General features: G+C 70.9%; 16 protein-coding genes. 8 read left to right on the top strand and 8 right to left on the bottom strand.

Features of this window, described 5'->3' with window-relative positions; translation table 11 throughout:
- Positions 1–178: 178 nt before the first annotated feature.
- Positions 179–649, bottom strand: a complete 471-nt coding sequence (locus ACFUNE_RS04740) for a GNAT family N-acetyltransferase (RefSeq protein ID WP_383562223.1) — start codon at positions 647–649, stop codon at positions 179–181.
- Positions 650–797: 148 nt separating this feature from the next.
- Here ACFUNE_RS04740 and ACFUNE_RS04735 point away from each other — a divergent pair, with 148 nt between their 5' ends.
- From ACFUNE_RS04735 to ACFUNE_RS04725, 3 genes are all read left to right on the top strand, one after another.
- The gene (locus ACFUNE_RS04735; protein WP_383562221.1) at positions 798–1,739 is read left to right on the top strand and encodes a polysaccharide deacetylase family protein; all 942 of its coding nucleotides are present in this window, start codon (positions 798–800) and stop codon (positions 1,737–1,739) included.
- Between the two features lie 222 nt (positions 1,740–1,961).
- Positions 1,962–3,377 (top strand): NAD-dependent succinate-semialdehyde dehydrogenase, encoded by a 1,416-nt coding sequence (locus ACFUNE_RS04730; RefSeq protein WP_383562219.1) that lies wholly within the window; start codon positions 1,962–1,964, stop codon positions 3,375–3,377.
- Positions 3,378–3,476: 99 nt separating this feature from the next.
- Positions 3,477–4,304 carry an aldo/keto reductase gene (locus ACFUNE_RS04725; RefSeq protein WP_383562217.1) on the top strand — a complete coding sequence of 276 codons (828 nt, stop codon included), beginning with the start codon at positions 3,477–3,479 and terminating at the stop codon, positions 4,302–4,304.
- An 81-nt stretch (positions 4,305–4,385) separates the two neighbouring features.
- Here ACFUNE_RS04725 and ACFUNE_RS04720 read toward each other — a convergent pair whose 3' ends face one another.
- The gene (locus tag ACFUNE_RS04720; RefSeq protein WP_383562215.1) at positions 4,386–6,734 is read right to left on the bottom strand and encodes a GH92 family glycosyl hydrolase; all 2,349 of its coding nucleotides are present in this window, start codon (positions 6,732–6,734) and stop codon (positions 4,386–4,388) included.
- 341 nt (positions 6,735–7,075) lie between these two features.
- On the opposite strand from ACFUNE_RS04720, the gene ACFUNE_RS04715 reads away from it, so the two are divergent.
- Positions 7,076–8,251, top strand: a complete 1,176-nt coding sequence (locus tag ACFUNE_RS04715) for a PP2C family protein-serine/threonine phosphatase (protein WP_383562213.1) — start codon at positions 7,076–7,078, stop codon at positions 8,249–8,251.
- Between the two features lie 96 nt (positions 8,252–8,347).
- On the opposite strand, the gene ACFUNE_RS04710 is transcribed toward ACFUNE_RS04715, so the two are convergent.
- The 5 genes from ACFUNE_RS04710 to ACFUNE_RS04690 all read right to left on the bottom strand — a co-directional run bounded on the left by ACFUNE_RS04710 (position 8,348) and on the right by ACFUNE_RS04690 (position 12,810).
- Complete coding sequence (locus ACFUNE_RS04710; protein ID WP_383562211.1) at positions 8,348–8,947, bottom strand: class F sortase; 600 nt, start codon at positions 8,945–8,947, stop codon at positions 8,348–8,350.
- 97 nt (positions 8,948–9,044) lie between these two features.
- Positions 9,045–9,443: a hypothetical protein gene (locus ACFUNE_RS04705; protein WP_383562209.1), complete on the bottom strand. Its 399-nt coding sequence runs from the start codon at positions 9,441–9,443 to the stop codon at positions 9,045–9,047.
- Positions 9,444–9,544: 101 nt separating this feature from the next.
- Positions 9,545–11,563 carry a sensor histidine kinase gene (locus ACFUNE_RS04700; RefSeq protein WP_383562207.1) on the bottom strand — a complete coding sequence of 673 codons (2,019 nt, stop codon included), beginning with the start codon at positions 11,561–11,563 and terminating at the stop codon, positions 9,545–9,547.
- Positions 11,547–12,275: a response regulator transcription factor gene (locus tag ACFUNE_RS04695; RefSeq protein WP_383562205.1), complete on the bottom strand. Its 729-nt coding sequence runs from the start codon at positions 12,273–12,275 to the stop codon at positions 11,547–11,549. Before ACFUNE_RS04695 ends, ACFUNE_RS04700 begins: the two co-directional genes overlap by 17 nt.
- Positions 12,276–12,417: 142 nt before the next feature.
- Positions 12,418–12,810 (bottom strand): hypothetical protein, encoded by a 393-nt coding sequence (locus ACFUNE_RS04690; protein ID WP_383562203.1) that lies wholly within the window; start codon positions 12,808–12,810, stop codon positions 12,418–12,420.
- Between the two features lie 575 nt (positions 12,811–13,385).
- On the opposite strand from ACFUNE_RS04690, the gene ACFUNE_RS04685 reads away from it, so the two are divergent.
- The 4 genes from ACFUNE_RS04685 (at position 13,386) to ACFUNE_RS04670 (ending at position 16,703) form a co-directional block, all read left to right on the top strand.
- Complete coding sequence (locus ACFUNE_RS04685; protein ID WP_383562201.1) at positions 13,386–13,664, top strand: polyprenyl synthetase; 279 nt, start codon at positions 13,386–13,388, stop codon at positions 13,662–13,664.
- Positions 13,654–14,709, top strand: a complete 1,056-nt coding sequence (locus ACFUNE_RS04680) for a polyprenyl synthetase family protein (RefSeq protein WP_383562199.1) — start codon at positions 13,654–13,656, stop codon at positions 14,707–14,709. Before ACFUNE_RS04685 ends, ACFUNE_RS04680 begins: the two co-directional genes overlap by 11 nt.
- A gap of 121 nt (positions 14,710–14,830) precedes the next feature.
- Positions 14,831–15,991 (top strand): oxygenase MpaB family protein, encoded by a 1,161-nt coding sequence (locus ACFUNE_RS04675; RefSeq protein WP_383562197.1) that lies wholly within the window; start codon positions 14,831–14,833, stop codon positions 15,989–15,991.
- A gap of 466 nt (positions 15,992–16,457) precedes the next feature.
- Positions 16,458–16,703, top strand: a complete 246-nt coding sequence (locus ACFUNE_RS04670) for a DUF2283 domain-containing protein (RefSeq protein WP_383562195.1) — start codon at positions 16,458–16,460, stop codon at positions 16,701–16,703.
- Between the two features lie 67 nt (positions 16,704–16,770).
- Here the strand turns inward: ACFUNE_RS04670 and ACFUNE_RS04665 are convergent, their stop codons facing one another.
- A complete protein-coding gene (locus ACFUNE_RS04665; RefSeq protein WP_383562193.1) occupies positions 16,771–18,174 on the bottom strand; it encodes a glycoside hydrolase family 43 protein in 1,404 nt (467 codons plus the stop codon).
- Positions 18,175–18,524: the final 350 nt, after the last annotated feature.

Below are 18,524 nucleotides of genomic sequence, written 5' to 3'. Positions count from 1 at the left end.
GGGCCGTGGTGCGGTCGGCGGCGCTGCTGGAGTCCGGCATCCGGGTCGGCAGCGGCGGATCCGTCGGGGGCCCCGCGCTCCAGGACAGGTCCGCGCCGTTCGTGGCGGAGGACGTTCCGCCGGCCGGGCGCCCCGCCGCCGAGGCCGGGCGCCCCGGCCGGGCTGCGGGGAACGGTCCTCAGCGCAGCTCCAGTTCCCCGACGGTCTGGTCCCCGCTGGTCTCCCCCGTCGGCCGGAATCCGAGACCCAGGTAGAAGCCCTCGGGGCCGTCCGCGCCGGGGTGCCAGGTAGTGGTCAGACGGGTGCCGCCGCGGCGGCGGATCTCGGCGGCCACGGTCTCGACCGCGAAGCGGCCGTAGCCGCGGCCCTGCTCGCCGGCGGCGATGTTGAGCCGCCACAGCCCGGAGCGGATGTCGGTGCCCGTACCGTCGCCGGCGAAGTCGATGTCGAGGAAGGCCATGAGGAAACCGACGGGCCGGTCTCCGTCGAGGATGAGACGGGGCCAGGCGATGTCCGGGTACACGTAGGCCTCGGCGAGGGATTTCACCACCGGCGCAACCAAGTGGTCCTGGTCGGGGCGGACCTTCAGGCCGATCGCCACATCGATATTGGTGGTAGAAATCTCTTCCAACCGGAGCGAAGTCGTCATGCGGAAAACCTAAGTCCGAGGTCAAGTCGTTTTCCTCCGGCTCGGCCACTCCCCTCCACGACGCCCGGCCCGGCCGCTCCCTCCACGACGCCCGGCCCGCACGCGAATCCGGGTGCGGGATCGTCGTGCTGGCCCTCAGACTGCGGGGATGGACGGACAAGCAGTCGAATTCCCAGCCGTGACGGCACCGGTGGCGGCGAACGCGATCACGGGGTTCCCGCCCGATGCCCGCCTCCTGATCGTCAACTGCGACGACTTCGGAATGTACCCCGCGGTCAACGCGGCGGTGATCGAGTCGATCGAGGAGGGGATCGCCGCCTCGTGCAGCCTCATGACCGTGTGTCCGGCGGCAGCGGATGCCATGCGGCTGCTCGGGCAGCGGCCCGGCATTCCGTTCGGGATCCACCTGACACTCGTGTGCGAGATGCCCCTCATGCCCTGGGGGCCCCTGACAGCGAGGGAAAAGGTGCCCTCCCTGCTGGACCCCTCCGGCAATCTCTTCGCGCCGACCCCGGCCGGGAGGGCCGCGCTGCTCCGCCGGGCCCGGCCGGACGAGATCGAGACCGAGTTCCGCGCGCAGATCGATGCCGTGGCCGACACGGGACTCGCACCGACCCACCTGGACTTCCACTGTCTGGCGGACGGGGGGCGCGACGACATCCTGGACCTGACCGTGGGACTGGCCGCGGAGTACGGCCTCGCCGTTCGCGTCTGGCTGGAGCCCGGCCTGAGCGCGATGCGCCGGCGGGGGCTGCCCGTCATCGACCACGCCTTCCTGGACAGCTTCTCCCTCGGTACCGAGGACAAGCCGGCCAGTTACGCCCGGCTTCTGCACGACCTGCCGGCCGGGCTCAGCGAGTGGGCCGTCCATCCCGCGCTCAACACCCGGGAGGCGCGGAGCCTCGACAGCGGCTGGCGCGTGCGGCACACGGACCACGCGTTCCTGACCTCGCCGGAGGCCAGGGAGGCCGTGGCCCGGGAGGGCATCACGGTGCTCGACCACCGGGCCCTTCAGCGCGTCTGGGCCCGGCGCGCCCCGGCTCCGGGTTTCGTACGGGGGAAGGGCGGACACGCGCCGGAGGGGCGATGATCCCGGGCGCCCCGGCCGAGATCGCCTCCCCCGGGGTGCGCCCGCCCCCGTCCGGCAGCGCATCCGGAGTGTATGGGGGCGCGCACACTCCGGATACGGATGACCATTAAGGCATATCGTCCTGTTTGCCTACTTTGATGCCGGGTACGCCGCTTGGAGGGCGGAATGCAGTACTCCGCCGTGTGACCCATGTGTCACCCCCCACGTCGTCCTGGAGATTTCATGTCGGACCAGCGCAGGAGCACGTTCGCCACCGTCGACCCGGCCACAGGAGAGACCGTCGCGGAGTTCCCTTCGATCGAGGGGGAGCAGGTCGACGCCGTCCTCGACACGGCGGACCGCGCGTTCGACGCGTGGCGCAAGCGTCCGATCGAGGACCGTGCGGACGTGGTCGGACGGGCGGCCGAGCTGATGAGGGAGCGCAAGGAGCCACTGGCCCGGATCATCACACTCGAGATGGGCAAGCTGATCTCCGAGGCGCGCGGTGAGGTCGATCTGGCCGCGTCGATCCTCACGTACTACGCGGAACACGGCCCGGGCTTCGCGGCGGACGAGCCGCTGGACGTCGCGGAGGGCGAGGCGTATCTCGTCAACGAGCCGCTCGGTGTGCTGCTGGGCGTGATGCCGTGGAACTTCCCCTTGTACCAGGTGGTGCGCTTCGCCGGGCCCAACCTGGTGCTGGGCAACACCGTGCTGGTCAAGCACGCGGGAATCTGCCCGCAGTCCGCGCTCGCCCTGGAGTCACTGTTCCGCGACGCGGGAGCCCCGGTCGGCGTCTACACCAATCTGTTCGTGAGCCACGACGAGATCTCGCGCATCATCGACAGCCCGGTCGTACGCGGGGCCTCCCTGACCGGCAGCGAGAAGGCGGGGGCGCAGGTCGCCGAACGCGCCGGACGGAACATGAAGCCCAGCCTGCTGGAGCTCGGCGGCAGCGATGTCTTCATCGTGCTCGACGGCGAAGCGCTGGACCGCACGGTCGGCGCCGCAGTGGCCGGCCGGATGGGCAACACCGGGCAGAGCTGCGTGGCGTCGAAGCGGTTCATCGTCGTGGCGGACGTGTACGACGAGTTCGTGGAGGGCATGCGCCGGGGCTTCGAGGCTCTCGAAGCCGGCGATCCCTCGGACGACTCGACGACACTGGGACCGCTCTCGTCGGAGCAGGCGGCGTCCGATCTGGTCGACCAGATCCGCGAGACCGTGGCCCAGGGCGCCGAGCTCGTCATCGGCGGCGACCGCGTCGACCGCCCGGGCGCGTACGTCGAGCCGACGATCCTCACCAGCGTCAAACCCGGAATGCGCGCCTACGCCGAGGAGCTGTTCGGACCGGCCGCGGTGATCCACCGGGTCGCGGACGAGGACGAGGCGATCGCCCTCGCCAACGACAGCCAGTACGGGCTGGGCGGCTCCGTCTTCTGCGCGGACGTGGAGCGGGCCCGCCGGGTGGCCGAGCGGGTGGAGACCGGCATGGTCTGGGTCAACCACCCCACGTCCACCCAGGCGGATCTGCCCTTCGGCGGTATCAAGCGTTCCGGATACGGACGGGAGCTGTCGAAGCTCGGCATGCAGGAGTTCGTCAACCGCAAGCTGGTCCGGATCCTGCCGCCGGACGCCGAGCTGCGCGGAATCGCCGGCTGAGCCGCCGGCGGCGTCCCGGCGGGGTGTCCTCGTCCTCGGCCCGGAGCACCTGTCCCTGACCCCACTGACCACCCCGAACATCCACGCAAGGAGTCGCTCGTGCCCTCCGTACCCTCCCTCACGCTCAACAACGGTGTGGAAATCCCGCAGCTCGGCTTCGGGACCTTCCAGATCCCTCCGGAAGACACCCGCGAGACCACTCTGGCGGCCCTGGAGGCCGGCTACCGGCACATCGACACGGCGCAGATGTACGGCAACGAGAAGGAGGTCGGCCAGGCGGTCCTCGACTCCGGCCTCGACCGGGCCGACGTCTTCGTCACCAGCAAGCTGGACAACGGCGCCCACGCCTACGACGACGCCCTCCAGGCGTTCGAGGGCACCATGGAGAAGGTACGGCTGGAGTACCTGGACCTCTTCCTCATCCACTGGCCGCTGCCCGACAGGGGCGACTTCGTGGAGACCTGGAAGGCCATGGAGGAGATCTACCGCTCGGGACGTGTCAAGGCGATCGGGGTCTCCAACTTCCAACCCAGCCACTTGCGCCGCCTGATGGACAACAGCGTGGTGGTGCCGGCCGTCAACCAGATCGAGGTGCACCCGTACCTCACCCAGGACGCCGTCAGGTCCTTCGGCGCCGAACACGGCATCGCCACCGAGGCCTGGTCCCCCATCGCGCAGGGCAAGGTGCTCGACGATCCGGCGCTCACCCGCATCGCGGAGCGGGTCGGCAAGTCGACGGCCCAGGTCACCCTGCGCTGGCACCTGCAGCGCGGTGACATCGTGTTCCCCAAGTCGGTGACGCAGCGGCGCATCGAGGAGAACTTCGACCTCTTCGACTTCCAGCTCACCGAAGGGGACATCGGCGAGATCAACGCCCTGAACCGCGACGAGCGCACCGGGTTCGACCCCGACCGGTTCAACGGCTGAGCATCCTCGCGGCCGGACGCGCCACAGGACCCGCCCCTCGGTGAGGGGCGGGTCCTGTGGCGTACGGACCGCAGCGGCGCCCTACTTCAGGGCGGGCGGTGCTGCGTCCGCCGAGGTGCCCCACTTCGAGGGCTGCGAGCCGACGTCGAAGGTCAGGTCGCGCGTACCGCGGATGTCCTCGGTGGTGAGGTAGGTCTTCCCGTACGCCGCCCCGTCCGTCTTCGCGGACTGGATGTAGCGCGCCGAGTCGGACGTCCCCCGCGCCTTCACGGTCAGCTTCCCCTTGGGGTAGTAGCGCCGGTCCAGGGTCAGGTCGACCCGCTCGAAGACCGGGGTCGACAGGCCCCAGGTGTCGGTGCCCGGCTGGACCGGGAAGATCCCGATCGAGGACAGGACGTTCCAGGCGGACATCGTGCCCAGGTCGTCGTTGCCCGTCATGCCGGTCGGCGCGTCCGTGAAGAGGGTCAGCGCGGCGTGCACCACGTCCGTCGTCTTCCAGGGCTGACCGGTGGAGAGGTACGTGTAGGGAGCGATCAGGTCGGGCTCGTTCTGCGGGTTGTACTTGTCCGCGTTGTAGTAGTCGTACGGCCCGTTCACCCACACCTCTCGGGCGGTCTTCGCCGGGTCCTGGAGCAGCTGCTCGTAGGCGAAGAACGAGTCGAGGCGTTCGTTGGCGGACGCGGTGCCGCCGATCAGGGAGACCATGCCGGGCAGGTCCTGAGGGACGAGCCACTGGTACTGCCAGGACGTGCCCTCGTGGAAGCCCTCGCTCTGAGCCGGGTCGACGGGACCGGTGAAGTCCCCGTTCACGTCCCGCGCACGGAAGAAGCCGGTCGAACTGTCGAAGATCTTCCGGTAGTTCTGCGCACGCTCCGCGTACCGGGCGGCGTCGTCCTCGTGTCCCAGCTCCTTCGCCATCTGTCCGAGCATCGCGTCGGACAGCGCGTACTCCAGGGTCGCGGAGGCGCCGTGGTCGTAGTCGGAGTCACCCGGCTTCACATGGGCGCGGTCCTTGATGTACGGCGCGAAACCGTCGGCAAGGTACTCCTTGTTGGCCTCGCGGCCCACGGGGGCGGAGTCGGCCGGGGGCACACCGTCGGCGTTCTTCTTCAACGCCCGGTAGGCCTGCTCCTCGTATCCCTTGAGGAGACCCTGCTGGTAGGCGTTGGTGAGGAACGGCGTGACGGGGTCGCCCGTCATGATGTTCGTCTCGACCGTGCCGTAGCCCCACTTGGGCAGCCAGCCGCTGTCCTGGTCGATCTTGAGCACGGAGATCGCCATGTCACGGGACTCGTGGGGTGCGAGCAGTGACAGGAGCTGGGCCTGGGTGCGGTAGGTGTCCCAGAGCGACCAGTTCTGGTAGTAGGTGAAGCCCTTGGCCCGGTGGGTCTTCTGGTCCCAGCCGGTGTAGCGGCCGTCCACGTCACTGCCGATGTTCGGCGCGAGGAACGAGCGGTAGAGGGACGAGTAGAAGGTCCGGCGCAGGGTCTCACTGCCGCCCTTCGCCTCGACGTCGTCGAGCCGGTCCTCCCACGCGGCCTGCGCGGCGCGGGCGACTCGGTCGTAGGAACGGCCGCCTTCGGCACGGAGGTTGAAGGCCGCGCCCTTGGCGTCCACGTACGAGATCGCGGTCGTCGCCTCGACGGTGCGGTCCTTGGTGGTGTCGAAGCGCAGGAAGGCACCGTTGCGCTCGGCGGCCGCCGACGAGGACTTCGACCCCTCGGTGACCGCGTCACCCTTCCAGGTGCCGGACGTGGTGAACGGCCGGTCGAAGCGGGTGATCGTGTACACGGTGTACGGCTTGGTGTCCTGGCAGAAGCCGCTGCCGGTGATGGCGGTGCGCACGGTCCGGTTGTCGAGGATCTCGACGTCGGTGCTCAGCGTCTTGTGCAGTGACTGCCCCGCATTGATGAGGACGTTGGCCTTGTCCGTGGCGGGGAAGGTGTAACGCTGCACGCCGGTGCGCTCGGTGGCGCTCAGCTCTGCCCGGATGCCCGTCTTGAGGCCGACCTCGTAGGTGCCGGGGCTCGCCTTCTCGTCGTCATGGCTGAATTCGGCCGCGTACGTGGCGTTGTCCGTCGACGTGATGTCGCCGGTCGTCGGAAGCACCGGGAGATCTCCGCCGAGACCGCAGCCCACGCCGGAGATGTGCACGGTGGAGAAGCCCCGGATGTGGTTCTCGGAGTAGTCGTAGCCGGTGTTGTGTCCCGTGTCGGGCGAGAACTGCACCATGCCGAACGGCACCGCGGCACCCGGATACGTGTTGCCCTCGTTCTCGGTTCCGATGAACGGGTTGACGAGATCGGTGAGGCGACCGCGCTCGGCGTGGCCCCCTCCGTCCGCCGCGGCGGGTGCGGCGACGGCGCCGCCGAGGAGGGCTGCCGTGGCGGCAGCCGCCCCCGCACCGCGAATCCAGTGGGTCCATCTCATGAAAAGAGCGCCTCTCGAGACGTAGACAACGTTGTCATGCGCACTGCGCGCTCATTCTTGGCCCGCGTACGTGTACTCGTCAAGGGTTGCGGCACAGCTCAGCTGCCGCGGCAACCCTCCGCCACACGTCGCCGAGTGCCCACCACGATGCGCGTGTGCCGAGCCGGGCGACCCGCTGTCCGCATGCCGGAGAACCCGGACGGAGTACGCCGCGGACGTGGCCGGTCCGCTCGCCGAGGGCCGCTCCCGCGTGCGGGGCGGGGCTTCCGGCGCCAAGGTCGTAGAGGACGCGGAGCCTGCCCGGCGGAGGCTCGCCCGCCGCACCTCGGAGGCGATGCAGTGTGAGCCCGAACCGCAGCACGACGGGGCTGGTGTCGCACGCGCCGCAGAACGAGAGCGACCTGCTCCCGACGTGGACTCGGCTCGCGCCGCTGGCCCTGGTGGTTCTGGCGCTGGCGGTCGACCTGCCCTGGCCGGGGAGATTCAGCGGGGACGTGTTCCTGATCCTCAGCTCCATGATGGCGGCCTGTGTGTACTCGCTGCGGGCCGTGGTCGGGGTGGCCGTCCTCAACAGTCTCGCCGGGCTGGTCCTGCTGCTCGCGAGCCACCTGTCGTCCGAGGGCAGTCACGCGGTGGTCGACTACTTCGCCATGGTGGTCCTCGCCTGGGCGTCCGTGCCTCTGTGCCGGCTGCGGCTCTCCCTGCGGCGCAGACTCCAGGGCGCCGAGCGGGTGGCGGAGAGCGCCCAGCGCGCCGTCCTGCCGCCGGTACGGGCCTGGTGGGGGAACACCTGGATCGCGGTGCGCTACGAAGCCGCCTCCGCCGCGGCCGCTGTCGGGGGTGACCTCTACGCGGCGGAGCACACCCCCTACGGCGTGCGCCTGCTCATCGGTGACGTGCGCGGCAAGGGGCTGAACTCCATCCCCAGCGTCGCCGCGCTCGTGGGCAGCTTCCACGAGGCCGCTCACCACACTCCGACCCTGCCGGAGCTGGCCCGCCATCTCGACGAGGCGGTGACCCGCCACACCCGGGAGACCGAGGCGGTGGGCGGTGGCACCACCGTGAGCAGCGAGCACTTCATCACGGCTGCCATCGCGCAGATCCCGGACGACGGCACGGAGGTCCGGCTCATCAACCGGGGCCACTGCCCGGCCTATCTCGTGGACGGGAGCACCCTGCTCGCCTGGGAGCCGGAGCATCCGGGGCTGCCTCTGGGGCTCGGTGAGTTCGACCCCGGCCCGTGGACCGACGAGGCCCGCCCCTTCGGCCCCGGACACCTGCTCCTGCTGTGCACGGACGGGCTCCTGGAGGCCCGCGACGCCGACGGACGCTTCTACACACCGGAGCAGGAGCTCCGGCAGTCCTGGCGCCAGGGTCCGCCGGCCGTGGTGGAGAAGCTCGCCCGGGCGGTCCACCGTCACACGGGTGGGGTCCTGACCGACGACCTGGCCCTGGTCGCCGTCACCCGGGCGGAGCACGCTCCCCCACAGGGCGGAGCAGGGACGCGTGTGCCCTGATCCCCTGCGGGTGCGTCCGAGGCTCGTACGGGTTCTGCCGGTTCTGCGGGAGTCGTGCACGGACCCCGCGTCCGTCCGGACCTGGACGGTTCTCCGTCAGCGCAGCGTCGCGTAGACGATGAGGTTGTCCACGGGGTGTCCGTCCTCGTCGAAGGCTCCGTCGCAGGTGACGAGGCGGAGCACCCGCTCGTCGGTGGCTCCGTACACCTTCTCGGTGGGGAAGGCCTTCTTGCTCACGCTCTCCGTTCCGGTGACCGTGAAGTGTGCTTCTTCGCCGCTCCCGTCGGACACGGCGATGTCCGCACCCTTGGCGACGCCGTGCAGGTCGTGGAAGACGGCCTTGCCGAAGCGGGTGTCGTTGTGACCGATGAGCACGGCGGCACCGGGCTCGCCGGGCACGGCCCCGCCCGCGTACCAGCCGGCCGTCATGCCCTTGTCCGCGGGCGGGACTTCGACCGTGCCGTCGTCGTTGAGTCCCAGCCGCATCAGCGTGGTGTCTATCCCGAGCGACGGGACCTCCAGCCGCGTCGGCGCCGGCGCCTTGGGCGCGTCCCGGACCTCGGGGGCGTGTGAGGCGACGTCGACGGTGGGTTCGGGTGTGACGGACGCGCCGCAACCGGTGACAGGGGCAAGGAGAAGGCAGGCTGCCGCCAGGGACACGACTGTCCGTGTCGACGTCTTCGGTGTGCAGGGCATGAGTGCTCCGGTGCGGTGGGCAGAGGCTGACGGATGGGCAATCAGGGAACGGGGGGTGGCGCCGCCCCCTGTGCGGGGAGCGGCGCCACCGTGCGGATCAGCGCTGCGCGGCGGACCGGCGGCGCAGGACGAGGACGCCGGCGCCCGCGAGCAGTGCGATGCCGGCAGCGGAACCGTAGAGCGCGGTGTCAGCGGTGTCGCCGCTGTTTCCGGTCGGAAGCTCCCCGGCGGCCACACCGCCCCGCGGCATCGTGCCCGGGCGCACGGAGTCGGCGGGGACCGGAGCAGCGGAGGGCCGTTCGGCGCCGCCGGACGCGGGAGCCGGCGTCGCGGCCGTCGGCCTGCCGGCGTCCCCGGACGCGGGGGTGGGGGTGGCGGCCTCGGCGGGGGCCGCCGTCGGCGTGCTGTCGGCGACGGCCGCGGCGGACGGGACCAGGACGGCGCCGATGGCGGCGGCGACGAGGACCGCGGTTCGCAGGGTCGGGCGAAGGGACATGAAGAACTCCGATTCCAGCTCGGCTCTGTTGGTGCCCTCGCACGGATGTGCGCCGGGCGCCGGGCATGCCCTCAGACTGGAGTGAAGTTGTGAGGAATCTGTCAGACCACCGTGTCCATCGGATCAGGGCCGGCCGGTGGCAGCCGCAGAGTGAACACCGAGCCCCGGTCCACAGTGCTGACCACCCCGGTCGTGCCACCGTGCGCCTCGACGAGCTTGCGGACGATCGCCAGCCCCAGGCCGCTTCCGCCGGTGCGTCGGCTGCGTGACTTCTCCGCGCGCCAGAAACGGTCGAAGACGTACGGCAGGTCCTCCGGCGCTATGCCGCTTCCGGTGTCGGCCACCTCCACCACCACCTCGTCGTCCGCTCCCCCGGTGGCGTGGGCGCGCAGCGTCACCTGCCCTCCGGCCGGGGTGTGGCGTACGGCGTTGGAGACCAGGTTGCCGATCGCCTGCCTGAGCCGCACCGGGTCGGCGGCGAGGTCGGGGACGGGTACGCCTCCTTCGGGCACCGCCACGCGGAGGCCGACCCCCGCGGCATCGGCCTCCGCCCGGTGGGCCGCGACGACGTAGGCGAGCAACTCCTCGATCCTCAGGGGCTCGGGGTGAAGACGCAGGACACCGGCGTCCGCCGCCGACAGGTCCTGGAGGTCGTCGATGATGTGCTGCAACTGCACCGCTTCCTCGAGCAGCGAGGACACGAACGGCCCGTCCACGTCGGCGATGCCGTCCTGGGCACCCTCCAGCCATCCGCGGATGTTGCTCAGCGGGGTGCGCAGCTCGTGCGCCACGTCGCTGACCATCGCCTTGCGCTGTTCCTCCAGCCGTGCCCGGTGCTCCGCCATGTCGTTGAAGGCGGCGGCCAGCCGGCCGATCTCGTTGTCCGCGGCGACCACCACGTGTGAGGGGTCCTCTCCGTCCCGCATGCGCTGGGCCGCTCCTGTGAGGGCGTGCAGCGGGCGCACGAGCCGGACCCCGGCGAGCACCGAGGCCCCGACGGTGAGTGCGAGGACGAGCGCCGCGACACCGGTGATCTTCGCGGTGTTCCCGGAGGACAGTTCGAAGCCGGGGACGGCACCCCCGCCGGGGTCGCTGATGAACAGCAGCGCGGGTGAGGCGACGTACGAACTGAGCTGCTCCTGGCGGGCGATGCCGACGCAGGAGGCGATGTCGCGGTCGTTCTCGCTGTCCAGGGGCGCGGCGGTGGGAACGGGGGTCGGGGCCTCCTGCGGAACGGCGGTACCCGGCACCCGCGCCGGCTCGGGCACGGCCGCCGCGCCCGAGGACCCGGGTTCCCCCTCCGTGTTCCACGAGAGGTCGAGATCGAGCCGTACGGCCTCACGTCCCTGACGGTCGAGGCACGCGTTGACGAGCTCGTTCAGCGCGGTGAGCGCCTTCGCCTCGGTTCCGGTGGGACTGTCCAGGTCGTCCGTCGAGCACCGGCTGTTCTGCATACGGGCCGGATCGTTGCCCACCACCTGGATACGGGGCCGGCCGCTCGGGCTGTCGACGACGTCCGAGGCGATCCCTGACCGGCCGAGGCACTCCACCGTCTCCTCGGCGGTCCGCCTCAACGACGCGCGCTCGGCCTCGGGGAGCCGGAACGGCCCGACGGCACGCGGGTCGACCCGGTCGTTCCCGGTGCGCTGCTCCCCGTCGGTGCCGGGTGCCGCGACGGTCACGGATCCGGCTCCCGCCTCCGTACCGGAGGACACGGCGGCCACCGACAAGGGGTCCACGACCGCCGACGCCTGCGGCGGCAGGGCGGGAGGGGGCGGGGACGAGCCGGCGGAGTCAGCGAGGATCTCCCGGCTCTGCGTCGTCAGCGTGATCCGCCGGTCGGACTCGTCCGCGAGCTCGTCGACGGTGGCCCCCACGCCGCCCCAGGTGGGGTGTTCCGCCGCGTAGGCGAGAAGACCGTCGAGGACGCGGGTGTCGGCGGCGAGGTTGCGGCCCTGCTCCTGCTCGATCGCGCCGGACGTGGTCTGCACGGCCAGCCACGCCGTCGCGGCGACCGAACAGGCCGCGACGAGCGCCGACACCGCCAGAAGCCTGCCGAGCAGACTCTTGCGCAGCGGCAGACGCAGCCGCTGCCCGCCGCGCTCAGCGCGCCGAGGCACGCGGGGCACCCTTCAGCGGGTCCATGAGCTTGTAGCCGACTCCGAAGACGGTGAGCAGCCGGGCCGGGCGCCGGGGAGCGCGCTCGATCTTCTTGCGGAGGTTCATGATGTGCACATCGACCGTACGGCTGCTGATGTACCGGTCGAACCCGTGCAGTTCGGCCAGCAGCTGCTCGCGGGTGAAGACCCTCTCGGGTTCGGCGGCCATCGCCGCGAGGAGACGGAACTCCCCGGGTGTGCACTCGACCCCGACACCGTCGACCGCCACCTCGTGCCGCACGGGATCGACGGCGAGGGTTCCTACCCGCAGCACACGGCCCTCCTCGCGCCCCGCGTCACGCGGGCTCCGGGTGCGCCGCAGGAGGGTACGCACCCGTGCCATGAGCTCCCGAGGGCTGTAGGGCTTGGTCATGTAGTCGTCCGCGCCGAGGTCGAGCCCGAGCAGCAGGTCGTCCTCCGTGGCCCGTGCGGTGAGCATGAGGACCGCCACCTCCCGCTCCTCGGCGCGCAGAATGCGCACCACGTCGAGGCCGTCCGCCCTCGGCATCATCACGTCGAGGACGAGGAGGTCCGGTGCCCCCTGCCGGGCCTGTTCGAGGGCGGAGAGCCCGTCCGCCACCACCGTGACCGCATGGCCTTCGCGTTCGAGGTACCGGCGGACCAGCTCGGCCTGTTTCGCGTCGTCTTCGGCGACTATGACGTTTGCGCACACGGGGACGATCGTAGGCGAGTCCCACGCCGCGGCGGTCCGCCAGGGCGCCGGCCGGTCTCCCCGAGGGCGTGATCACGGCGCCCCGGGGCGAAGGCTCGGTGCCCTCCGCCCCGACCCCGTCCCCGCCGTCAGCGGCGGCGGGTCACCGGCTCCCCTCCTCGCCCCGGACCGCCCGGGCCAACTCCTCACTCACCGAACGGGCTTGCTCCGTCCGCCCCAGCACGGTCAGTTCCTGCTCGCACGCCTCCAGCGCCTTTCGAAGCAGCGCCGCGCGCCTCGGCTCGGCCGGCTCCATCCGCCGAGCCGCCGCGGCGGCCTCGGTCACGACGGTCAGGCGGGTCTCCGGGTTCCGGGGGTCCGCCGTCCCGAACTCCAGGAGCGCCTGGGCCAGGCGCGGCAGATACACCGCCGGGCTCACCTCGGCGAGCAGGCGATAGGCGTCGACAGCCTCGTGGATGTTGATGGTGCCGGATCCGAGCAGAAGAGTCCGTGCCCGCAGTACCGCATTCTGATCGACGCTTTCCGAGTGATTCATGACGGTGATTCTGAGAGGTGCGACAGGTCCTCAACAAGGCTTTGAAAGCGTGCTGTTCGTCCTACGAAAATGCCCTCTGACCTGTCATGATGGGTGTGTCATCACCCCTGCGGGGAAGATCGGGGCCGGAGCGGCCGGCGGGTCGAGCGCCTACGCCCTCACCATCGACAGGCCGAACGCCTCCCCCTCACCGTCGTCGGGTCGCACGTCTCCCGCCCACGGCCGGCGGGTCGTACGCCTCCTGCCCACGGTCGGCGGGTGTGCCGATCTCCGGTACCGCTTCACCGCGGGCGCCCCCTGTGCCCGGCCTCGCGTCCGACCGCGTGACCGACCCGATCGAGCCCAGCCGCCGAATCTGCCGCGCGGGCCCCGTGCGGACGCCCACCGGAAACGGATGGCCGACAGCCGACGTTTGAGCCGCAAAGGGGTGTGACCTGCGCGATCCGTACGGCCGGGCGACGCCCTCACTCGATCGTGACTTCCTCCGCCCGCCTCCTCCGCGCGCCGGGACCCTGTGGAGAGCGGCGCGTGACCGGCGCCGTCCGGATGTGCGGGACGTGAGGGGAGACGGAGCGATGACCAAGGACGCGGGGCGGGGTGCGGGCCCGGAAGGGCAGGCGGTGCTGCTGGTGGCGGGACTGGCGGACCTGGCGGTGAGCACGGTCGGTTCGGTCCTGGGGACGGTGCGGGGGCTGCTCCGCCGTTCGGACGGCGTGGAGTTGGTGGCGGACGCGGAGCACGATCTGAGGGCGCGAGGTCGCCTGGTACTGGACAGGTACGCCGCCACGCCACCGGCCCATCTGGAGATCCTCGCCAGGGAAGCCCTCGCGCGGAAGGCCGTCGATGGTGGCTGACCGCTGGGAGCCGGCCGCCTTCAAGGCCCGCGTCGACGACGTACTCCGGCGCTTCGTCGCCGAGGAGGCGGAGCGGTTCGCGGACGTCGATCCGGACCTGGGGCCCGTGGCCGATCAGCTGGAGGCGTCGGTCGCGGACGGGAAGCGGCTGCGGGCGGCGTTCTGCTACTGGGGCTGGCGAGCCGTGGGACAGCCGGACAACGACGCGCTGGTGCGGGCCGCGGCCTCGATGGAACTGGTGCACGCCGCCGCCGTCGTCCACGACGACCTCATCGACGACAGCCCGCTGCGCCACGGCCGGCCCACCGCACAGATCGCCCTGCGTGGTGCGGTGCGCCACCGGCCGCGTTCCGTCTCCGCGGGCAGGTCGCTGGCGATGCTGGTGGGAGACCTGCTGATGGGACTGGCCGGGCAGCTGTTCACCACCAGCGGCCTGCCGGCGGCGTATCTCGCCCGGGCCCGCCCCTTGTGGTCGGTGCTGGCCCGGGACCTGATCGCCGGTGAGTGCCTGGAGATCCTCCGTACCGGAGCGCCCCCGGACACCGTGGACTCGCTCAAGGTGATCCGGTACAAGACCGCCAAGTACACCGTCGAGCAGCCCCTGCTGATCGGCGGCGCCCTGGCCGGGGCCGGCGAACGGATACGTGTGGGCTTCTCGGCGTACGGACTCCCGCTGGGCGAGGCGTTCCAGCTCCGGGACGACCTGCTCGGTCTGTTCGGAAGCCCCGAGCGGACGGGCAAGTCCAACGCCGACGATCTGCGCGGCCACCGGCCCACGGCCCTGCTGGCGGAGACCTGGCGCGTCGCCGACGATGCCGAGCGGCAACAGCTGCGCGCCCTCCTGGGCCGACGCGATCCGGGTGCGGAGGGTCTGCACGCGGTGCGTGAGCTGATGTGCCGGCTCGACGCGCCTGCCCGTATCGAGAAGATGATCACCGTGCGGGTGGAGGAGGCGCTCGGCGTCCTGGCCGAGCTCGGTGTGCCCTCCCCTGCCGCCTCGGCCCTGACCGCGCTGGCGGAATCGGTGACCGTCCGCGTGTCCTGACGGCACGCGCATGCCGACCGGCACGAACGCGCGGGCCGGGGATCCTCCCGAAGGCCGCGCGGCCGGACTCTCCGTGGACCGCCTCGTGCGGAACAACCCGTACCGAAGAAGGAGCCCTGCCTTGAGCTACACCGAGTCGTCGTTGAACGCCCTGCGTCTGGCCGGGGACGAACTCGCCGACGCCACCGTCGCCGCGCTCTTCGACCGAGGGGAGGTCGGAAAGTTCAACTCACTGATGCGTTACGTCTCCACTGCCGGCTCACCCCTGCCGGACGGACTGCCCGATGTCGCCCGCGAGTACCTCGAGGCCACCGGAGCGCCACCGGCCTGGGTCGACTGGGGCGAGATGGAGAAGGCGCGTCTGTTCTTCGCCGACAACAACGTGCACATCTCCACCGCCCTGTCCTTCGCCTCCATGCCCGCCTGCTACGTCGTCCCCCACGTGGCGAAGCTGCTGTCGGCCACCCACGGGCTCGACTACCCCTCCAAACGGATGGCGGAGACGGGGCAGTTCACCGTCTACCTGATGCAGCCGGGGGCGTTCGAGGCGGGCAGCCCCTTCATCCCCGCAGCCCAGAAGGTCCGCCTCCTCCATGCCTCCATCCGCCACCACCTGAAGCGGGAGAACCGCTGGGACACCGCCGCGCTCGGGACGCCGATCTGCCAGGAGGACATGATCGGCGGGCAGATGTTCTTCTCCCTGCTCGTCCTCGACAGCCTGCACCGCCTCGGCATCCACATGTCGACGGACGGCGCGGAGTCGTACTACTACGCCTGGCGCGTGGTCGGCGCGATGCTCGGAGTCGACCAGGAGGCCGTGCCCCGGACGCTCGACGACGCCCGCCGCTTCCTCGACCTGTACATGGTCCGGCACATGGGGCCTTCGCTGGAGGGAGCGCATCTGACACGACAGCTCATCGACCTGTACGAGGAGGTCGTGCCGGGGACCTTCTTCGACCCTGTCGTCTCCGCCCTCATCCGCCACCTGGCCGGCGACACCTGCGCGGACTGGCTCGGCGTGCCCCGCACCTCGTGGGACACCGTGGTCAGGACCCTGCCCCACCTCCTCGGCGTGCTGGAGAGCATCGAGGACCGCTCACCCCTCGGCGCCTGGGCATTGGACCGCCTCGGCCATCTGACGACCGTTCTCGAGCTGTCCTCCCTGACCCGTGGACGCGTCATGCACTACGCCATCCCGGAACAGCTCAAGAAGGACTACGACGTCTCCGGCTCGGTCCCCCGCAGCAAGCGGTGGACCCCACCGGCTGCCACGGTGTCCTGACGGGTTGTACGCGGCGGCAAGCAAGCGTGTTCGTGTGTCATGCGCCTGAGGGCCCGAACTCAGCACCGTCGAACGCCGGTCGTGGGATTCCTTCGCCCGGGGCGGCACTGTCGACGCGCGCGACGGCTCGTCAGCAGAGGGCTTCACCGTACGGGCCGAGGTCGTCGCGGCGCTGCTGCTGGGGGGGCGGCGCCGAATCCGCTCCGGGTCACCGCCCGGCACTGCGCCTGACCGGCATCTCGCGGGCGATCAGCCGTCAGTGAGGCACCGGCAGCCACGACGTCGAGCCGCGGCGCCCCGGACACCGACCGGGCCTGCGCAAACTCCGTTGCGGCGCCGCCCGCATCACCGACATCATCGAGGCCGCCACGGCCGTGCAGCTCACAGCGTGAGCACGAGACCGACACGGCCGTGGCGTGGGCCGACGAAGTCACGCCATCGACCACACCCAGGGAGCCGGCTCACCGTGGCAGAGGTCGAAGTCACCTATGACGAGTCCGTGGACGCAGCGTACGTCTACTTCACCGAACCCCAGGTCCTCGTCAGGTCCGCACACACGTATCCCTGCGATCCGGTGGACGTCGACGGCATGATCAACCTCGACTTCGACGAGCAGCGCCGTCTCATCGGCGTCGAGGTGCTGGCGGCCAGTTCGAAACTGCCCGAGTACCTGCTCAGGTCCGCGCGGCGGCTGGACACCGACGGCGCATGAGGCAGGCCGGATGAACGCCGTGCATCTCACCGGTCTCTCCCCGCGCGCGCCGGAGCGGCCCGCCCGTTCAGTGGCCCACCGAGAAGGTGGCATCGGCCTTGTCCGTGGCGGTGGTGACGGGATCGATCCGCAGGACGTAGCCGGAGTGCCTGATGTAGCGCGTCGGGTTGTTGTACGAGCGGAAGGACGTCCAGGTCGTGTCGGCCAGCCCGGCGACCTTCTGGAAGGTGGCGTCCTGGGCGAACCGCGCGGTGTCGTCGCTCGGGGCCAGCCGGAGTTCGTAGTCGGAGTGCCTCAGATAACGCGCGGGGTAGTTGACCGACTGGAAGGACACCCCCGCGGAGTCGGCCAGTCCGGGCACGAGCTTCCACTGCGAGTCGGCGTACGGGTCGAACGGGTAGGCGTCGATCCGTGCGACGAGGTCGGCGTGGCGCACGTAGCGGTCAGGGAAGTTGTACGACTTGAGCCTGTTCCAGGCGGGGGCGCCCCAGCGGGAGACGAGGTTGCCGTACTCGGCGGAGGTGATGGGCGCTATCGAGCAGTGCTTGGCGTTGACCGGGTGCGTGTAGTCCCGCTGGTTCAGGGCGGTCCAGGTCCCCGCGGCGAGATCGGTCGTCTGCCAGGCGTAGAAGACCCCGTTGGGGGTGTAGGTGTCACCCCACAGATACCAGGTGCTCGATGACAGGGACTTCACCACTGTGGGCGCCTCGGTGCCTCCGTGGGCGACCGTCGTGCTGAAGGGCGTGAAGCTGCCGGGGGTCAGCGAGGTGGACCGCGCACCGACGAGGCCGCCCGCCGCGCTGCTCTTGAAGTACAGGTAGTTGACGCCGTTGACGCCCAGGGTCATGTTGCCGTCGATGACGTCGTAGCCCGGGTCGAAGAAGACCTGGGGTGCGGAGACGGTCGTGAAGTCGGCGGTGTAGTTGACCATGAGGACGTTGTGGCCGCTGGAGTTCACGGCCGAGTACAGCAGGGCGTACTGCCCGCGGCCGGCGTCCCAGAAGGCCTCCGGCGCCCAGCTGTGGGTGGCCATGTCGTGCAGTTCGGGGCGGCGGTAGTTGGTGAAGCCGCGCAGGTCCGTCGAGTCCCAGACATGGACGTACCGGCTGTTGTAGCCCCAGTCGGTTCCCTTGAGGTCGGTGGCCAGCACCACGAACGTGCCGTCCCGCTTGCGCATGACGAACGGGTCCCGCAAGCCACCCGCGCCCGCGGTGGGGGTGACCACCGGGGCGTTCTGGTTCAGCGGCATCCAGTGGCGCGAGTCCGTGCTGACGGCCAGGTGCAGCCCGTAGTCGGTCCCGGTCCCTGCCGGAGACTCGGCGAAGTAGCCCATGACGTAGGCCGCGTCGGCGGCGTGGGCGGGTGGCGCTCCGAACGTGAGGTCGGCGACGACGGACGCCGCCGTCGCCGCGGCGGCACCGAGGACCAGTCGGCGGGAGGGCGCGGGAAGGGGGCGTGACTGTGCGCTCATCAGCTCTCCGAGGGCGGACGGACAGGGACGACCGGGCCACGGCGGGCAGGCGGACGCAACGAGGGGTACGGCGCCCAGGGTGCCCGAGTGGCCGATATTTCGAACACAGTTCGGTTTACCGGTCAGAAAGTAGAGCCCGCTCAGGGCTGAGTCAACGCCTCCGGCAGATCTTTCGACTCCGGCGTCGCCGGGTGCCGACGGCCCCTGACGCTTCGTCCGACGCGAAGGACGCCTCCGTGGCGGGCCCTGAGGCCCCCCCCCGGTGGGGGTGGGGGGGGGGGGGGGGCCGGGGGGGGGCGCCCGGGGCGGGCCCCGGGACCTGAGGGGGCGCGACCCCACGGGGGCCCGAG

This window comes from Streptomyces sp. NPDC057287, assembly GCF_042667905.1.
Classification (GTDB): Bacteria; Actinomycetota; Actinomycetes; order Streptomycetales; family Streptomycetaceae; genus Streptomyces.
This window is presented reverse-complemented; position numbering and strand designations above follow the sequence as displayed.

Bases quoted from the DNA above. Each gene is read 5' to 3' on its own strand.
- ACFUNE_RS04740 (WP_383562223.1), bottom strand. From the start codon at position 649: ATGACGACTTCGCTCCGGTTGGAAGAGATTTCTACCACCAATATCGAT.
- ACFUNE_RS04735 (WP_383562221.1), top strand. From the start codon at position 798: ATGGACGGACAAGCAGTCGAATTCCCAGCCGTGACGGCACCGGTGGCG.
- ACFUNE_RS04730 (WP_383562219.1), top strand. From the start codon at position 1,962: ATGTCGGACCAGCGCAGGAGCACGTTCGCCACCGTCGACCCGGCCACA.
- ACFUNE_RS04720 (WP_383562215.1), bottom strand. From the start codon at position 6,734: ATGAGATGGACCCACTGGATTCGCGGTGCGGGGGCGGCTGCCGCCACG.
- ACFUNE_RS04710 (WP_383562211.1), bottom strand. From the start codon at position 8,947: ATGCCCTGCACACCGAAGACGTCGACACGGACAGTCGTGTCCCTGGCG.
- ACFUNE_RS04705 (WP_383562209.1), bottom strand. From the start codon at position 9,443: ATGTCCCTTCGCCCGACCCTGCGAACCGCGGTCCTCGTCGCCGCCGCC.
- ACFUNE_RS04690 (WP_383562203.1), bottom strand. From the start codon at position 12,810: ATGAATCACTCGGAAAGCGTCGATCAGAATGCGGTACTGCGGGCACGG.
- ACFUNE_RS04685 (WP_383562201.1), top strand. From the start codon at position 13,386: ATGACCAAGGACGCGGGGCGGGGTGCGGGCCCGGAAGGGCAGGCGGTG.
- ACFUNE_RS04680 (WP_383562199.1), top strand. From the start codon at position 13,654: ATGGTGGCTGACCGCTGGGAGCCGGCCGCCTTCAAGGCCCGCGTCGAC.
- ACFUNE_RS04665 (WP_383562193.1), bottom strand. From the start codon at position 18,174: ATGAGCGCACAGTCACGCCCCCTTCCCGCGCCCTCCCGCCGACTGGTC.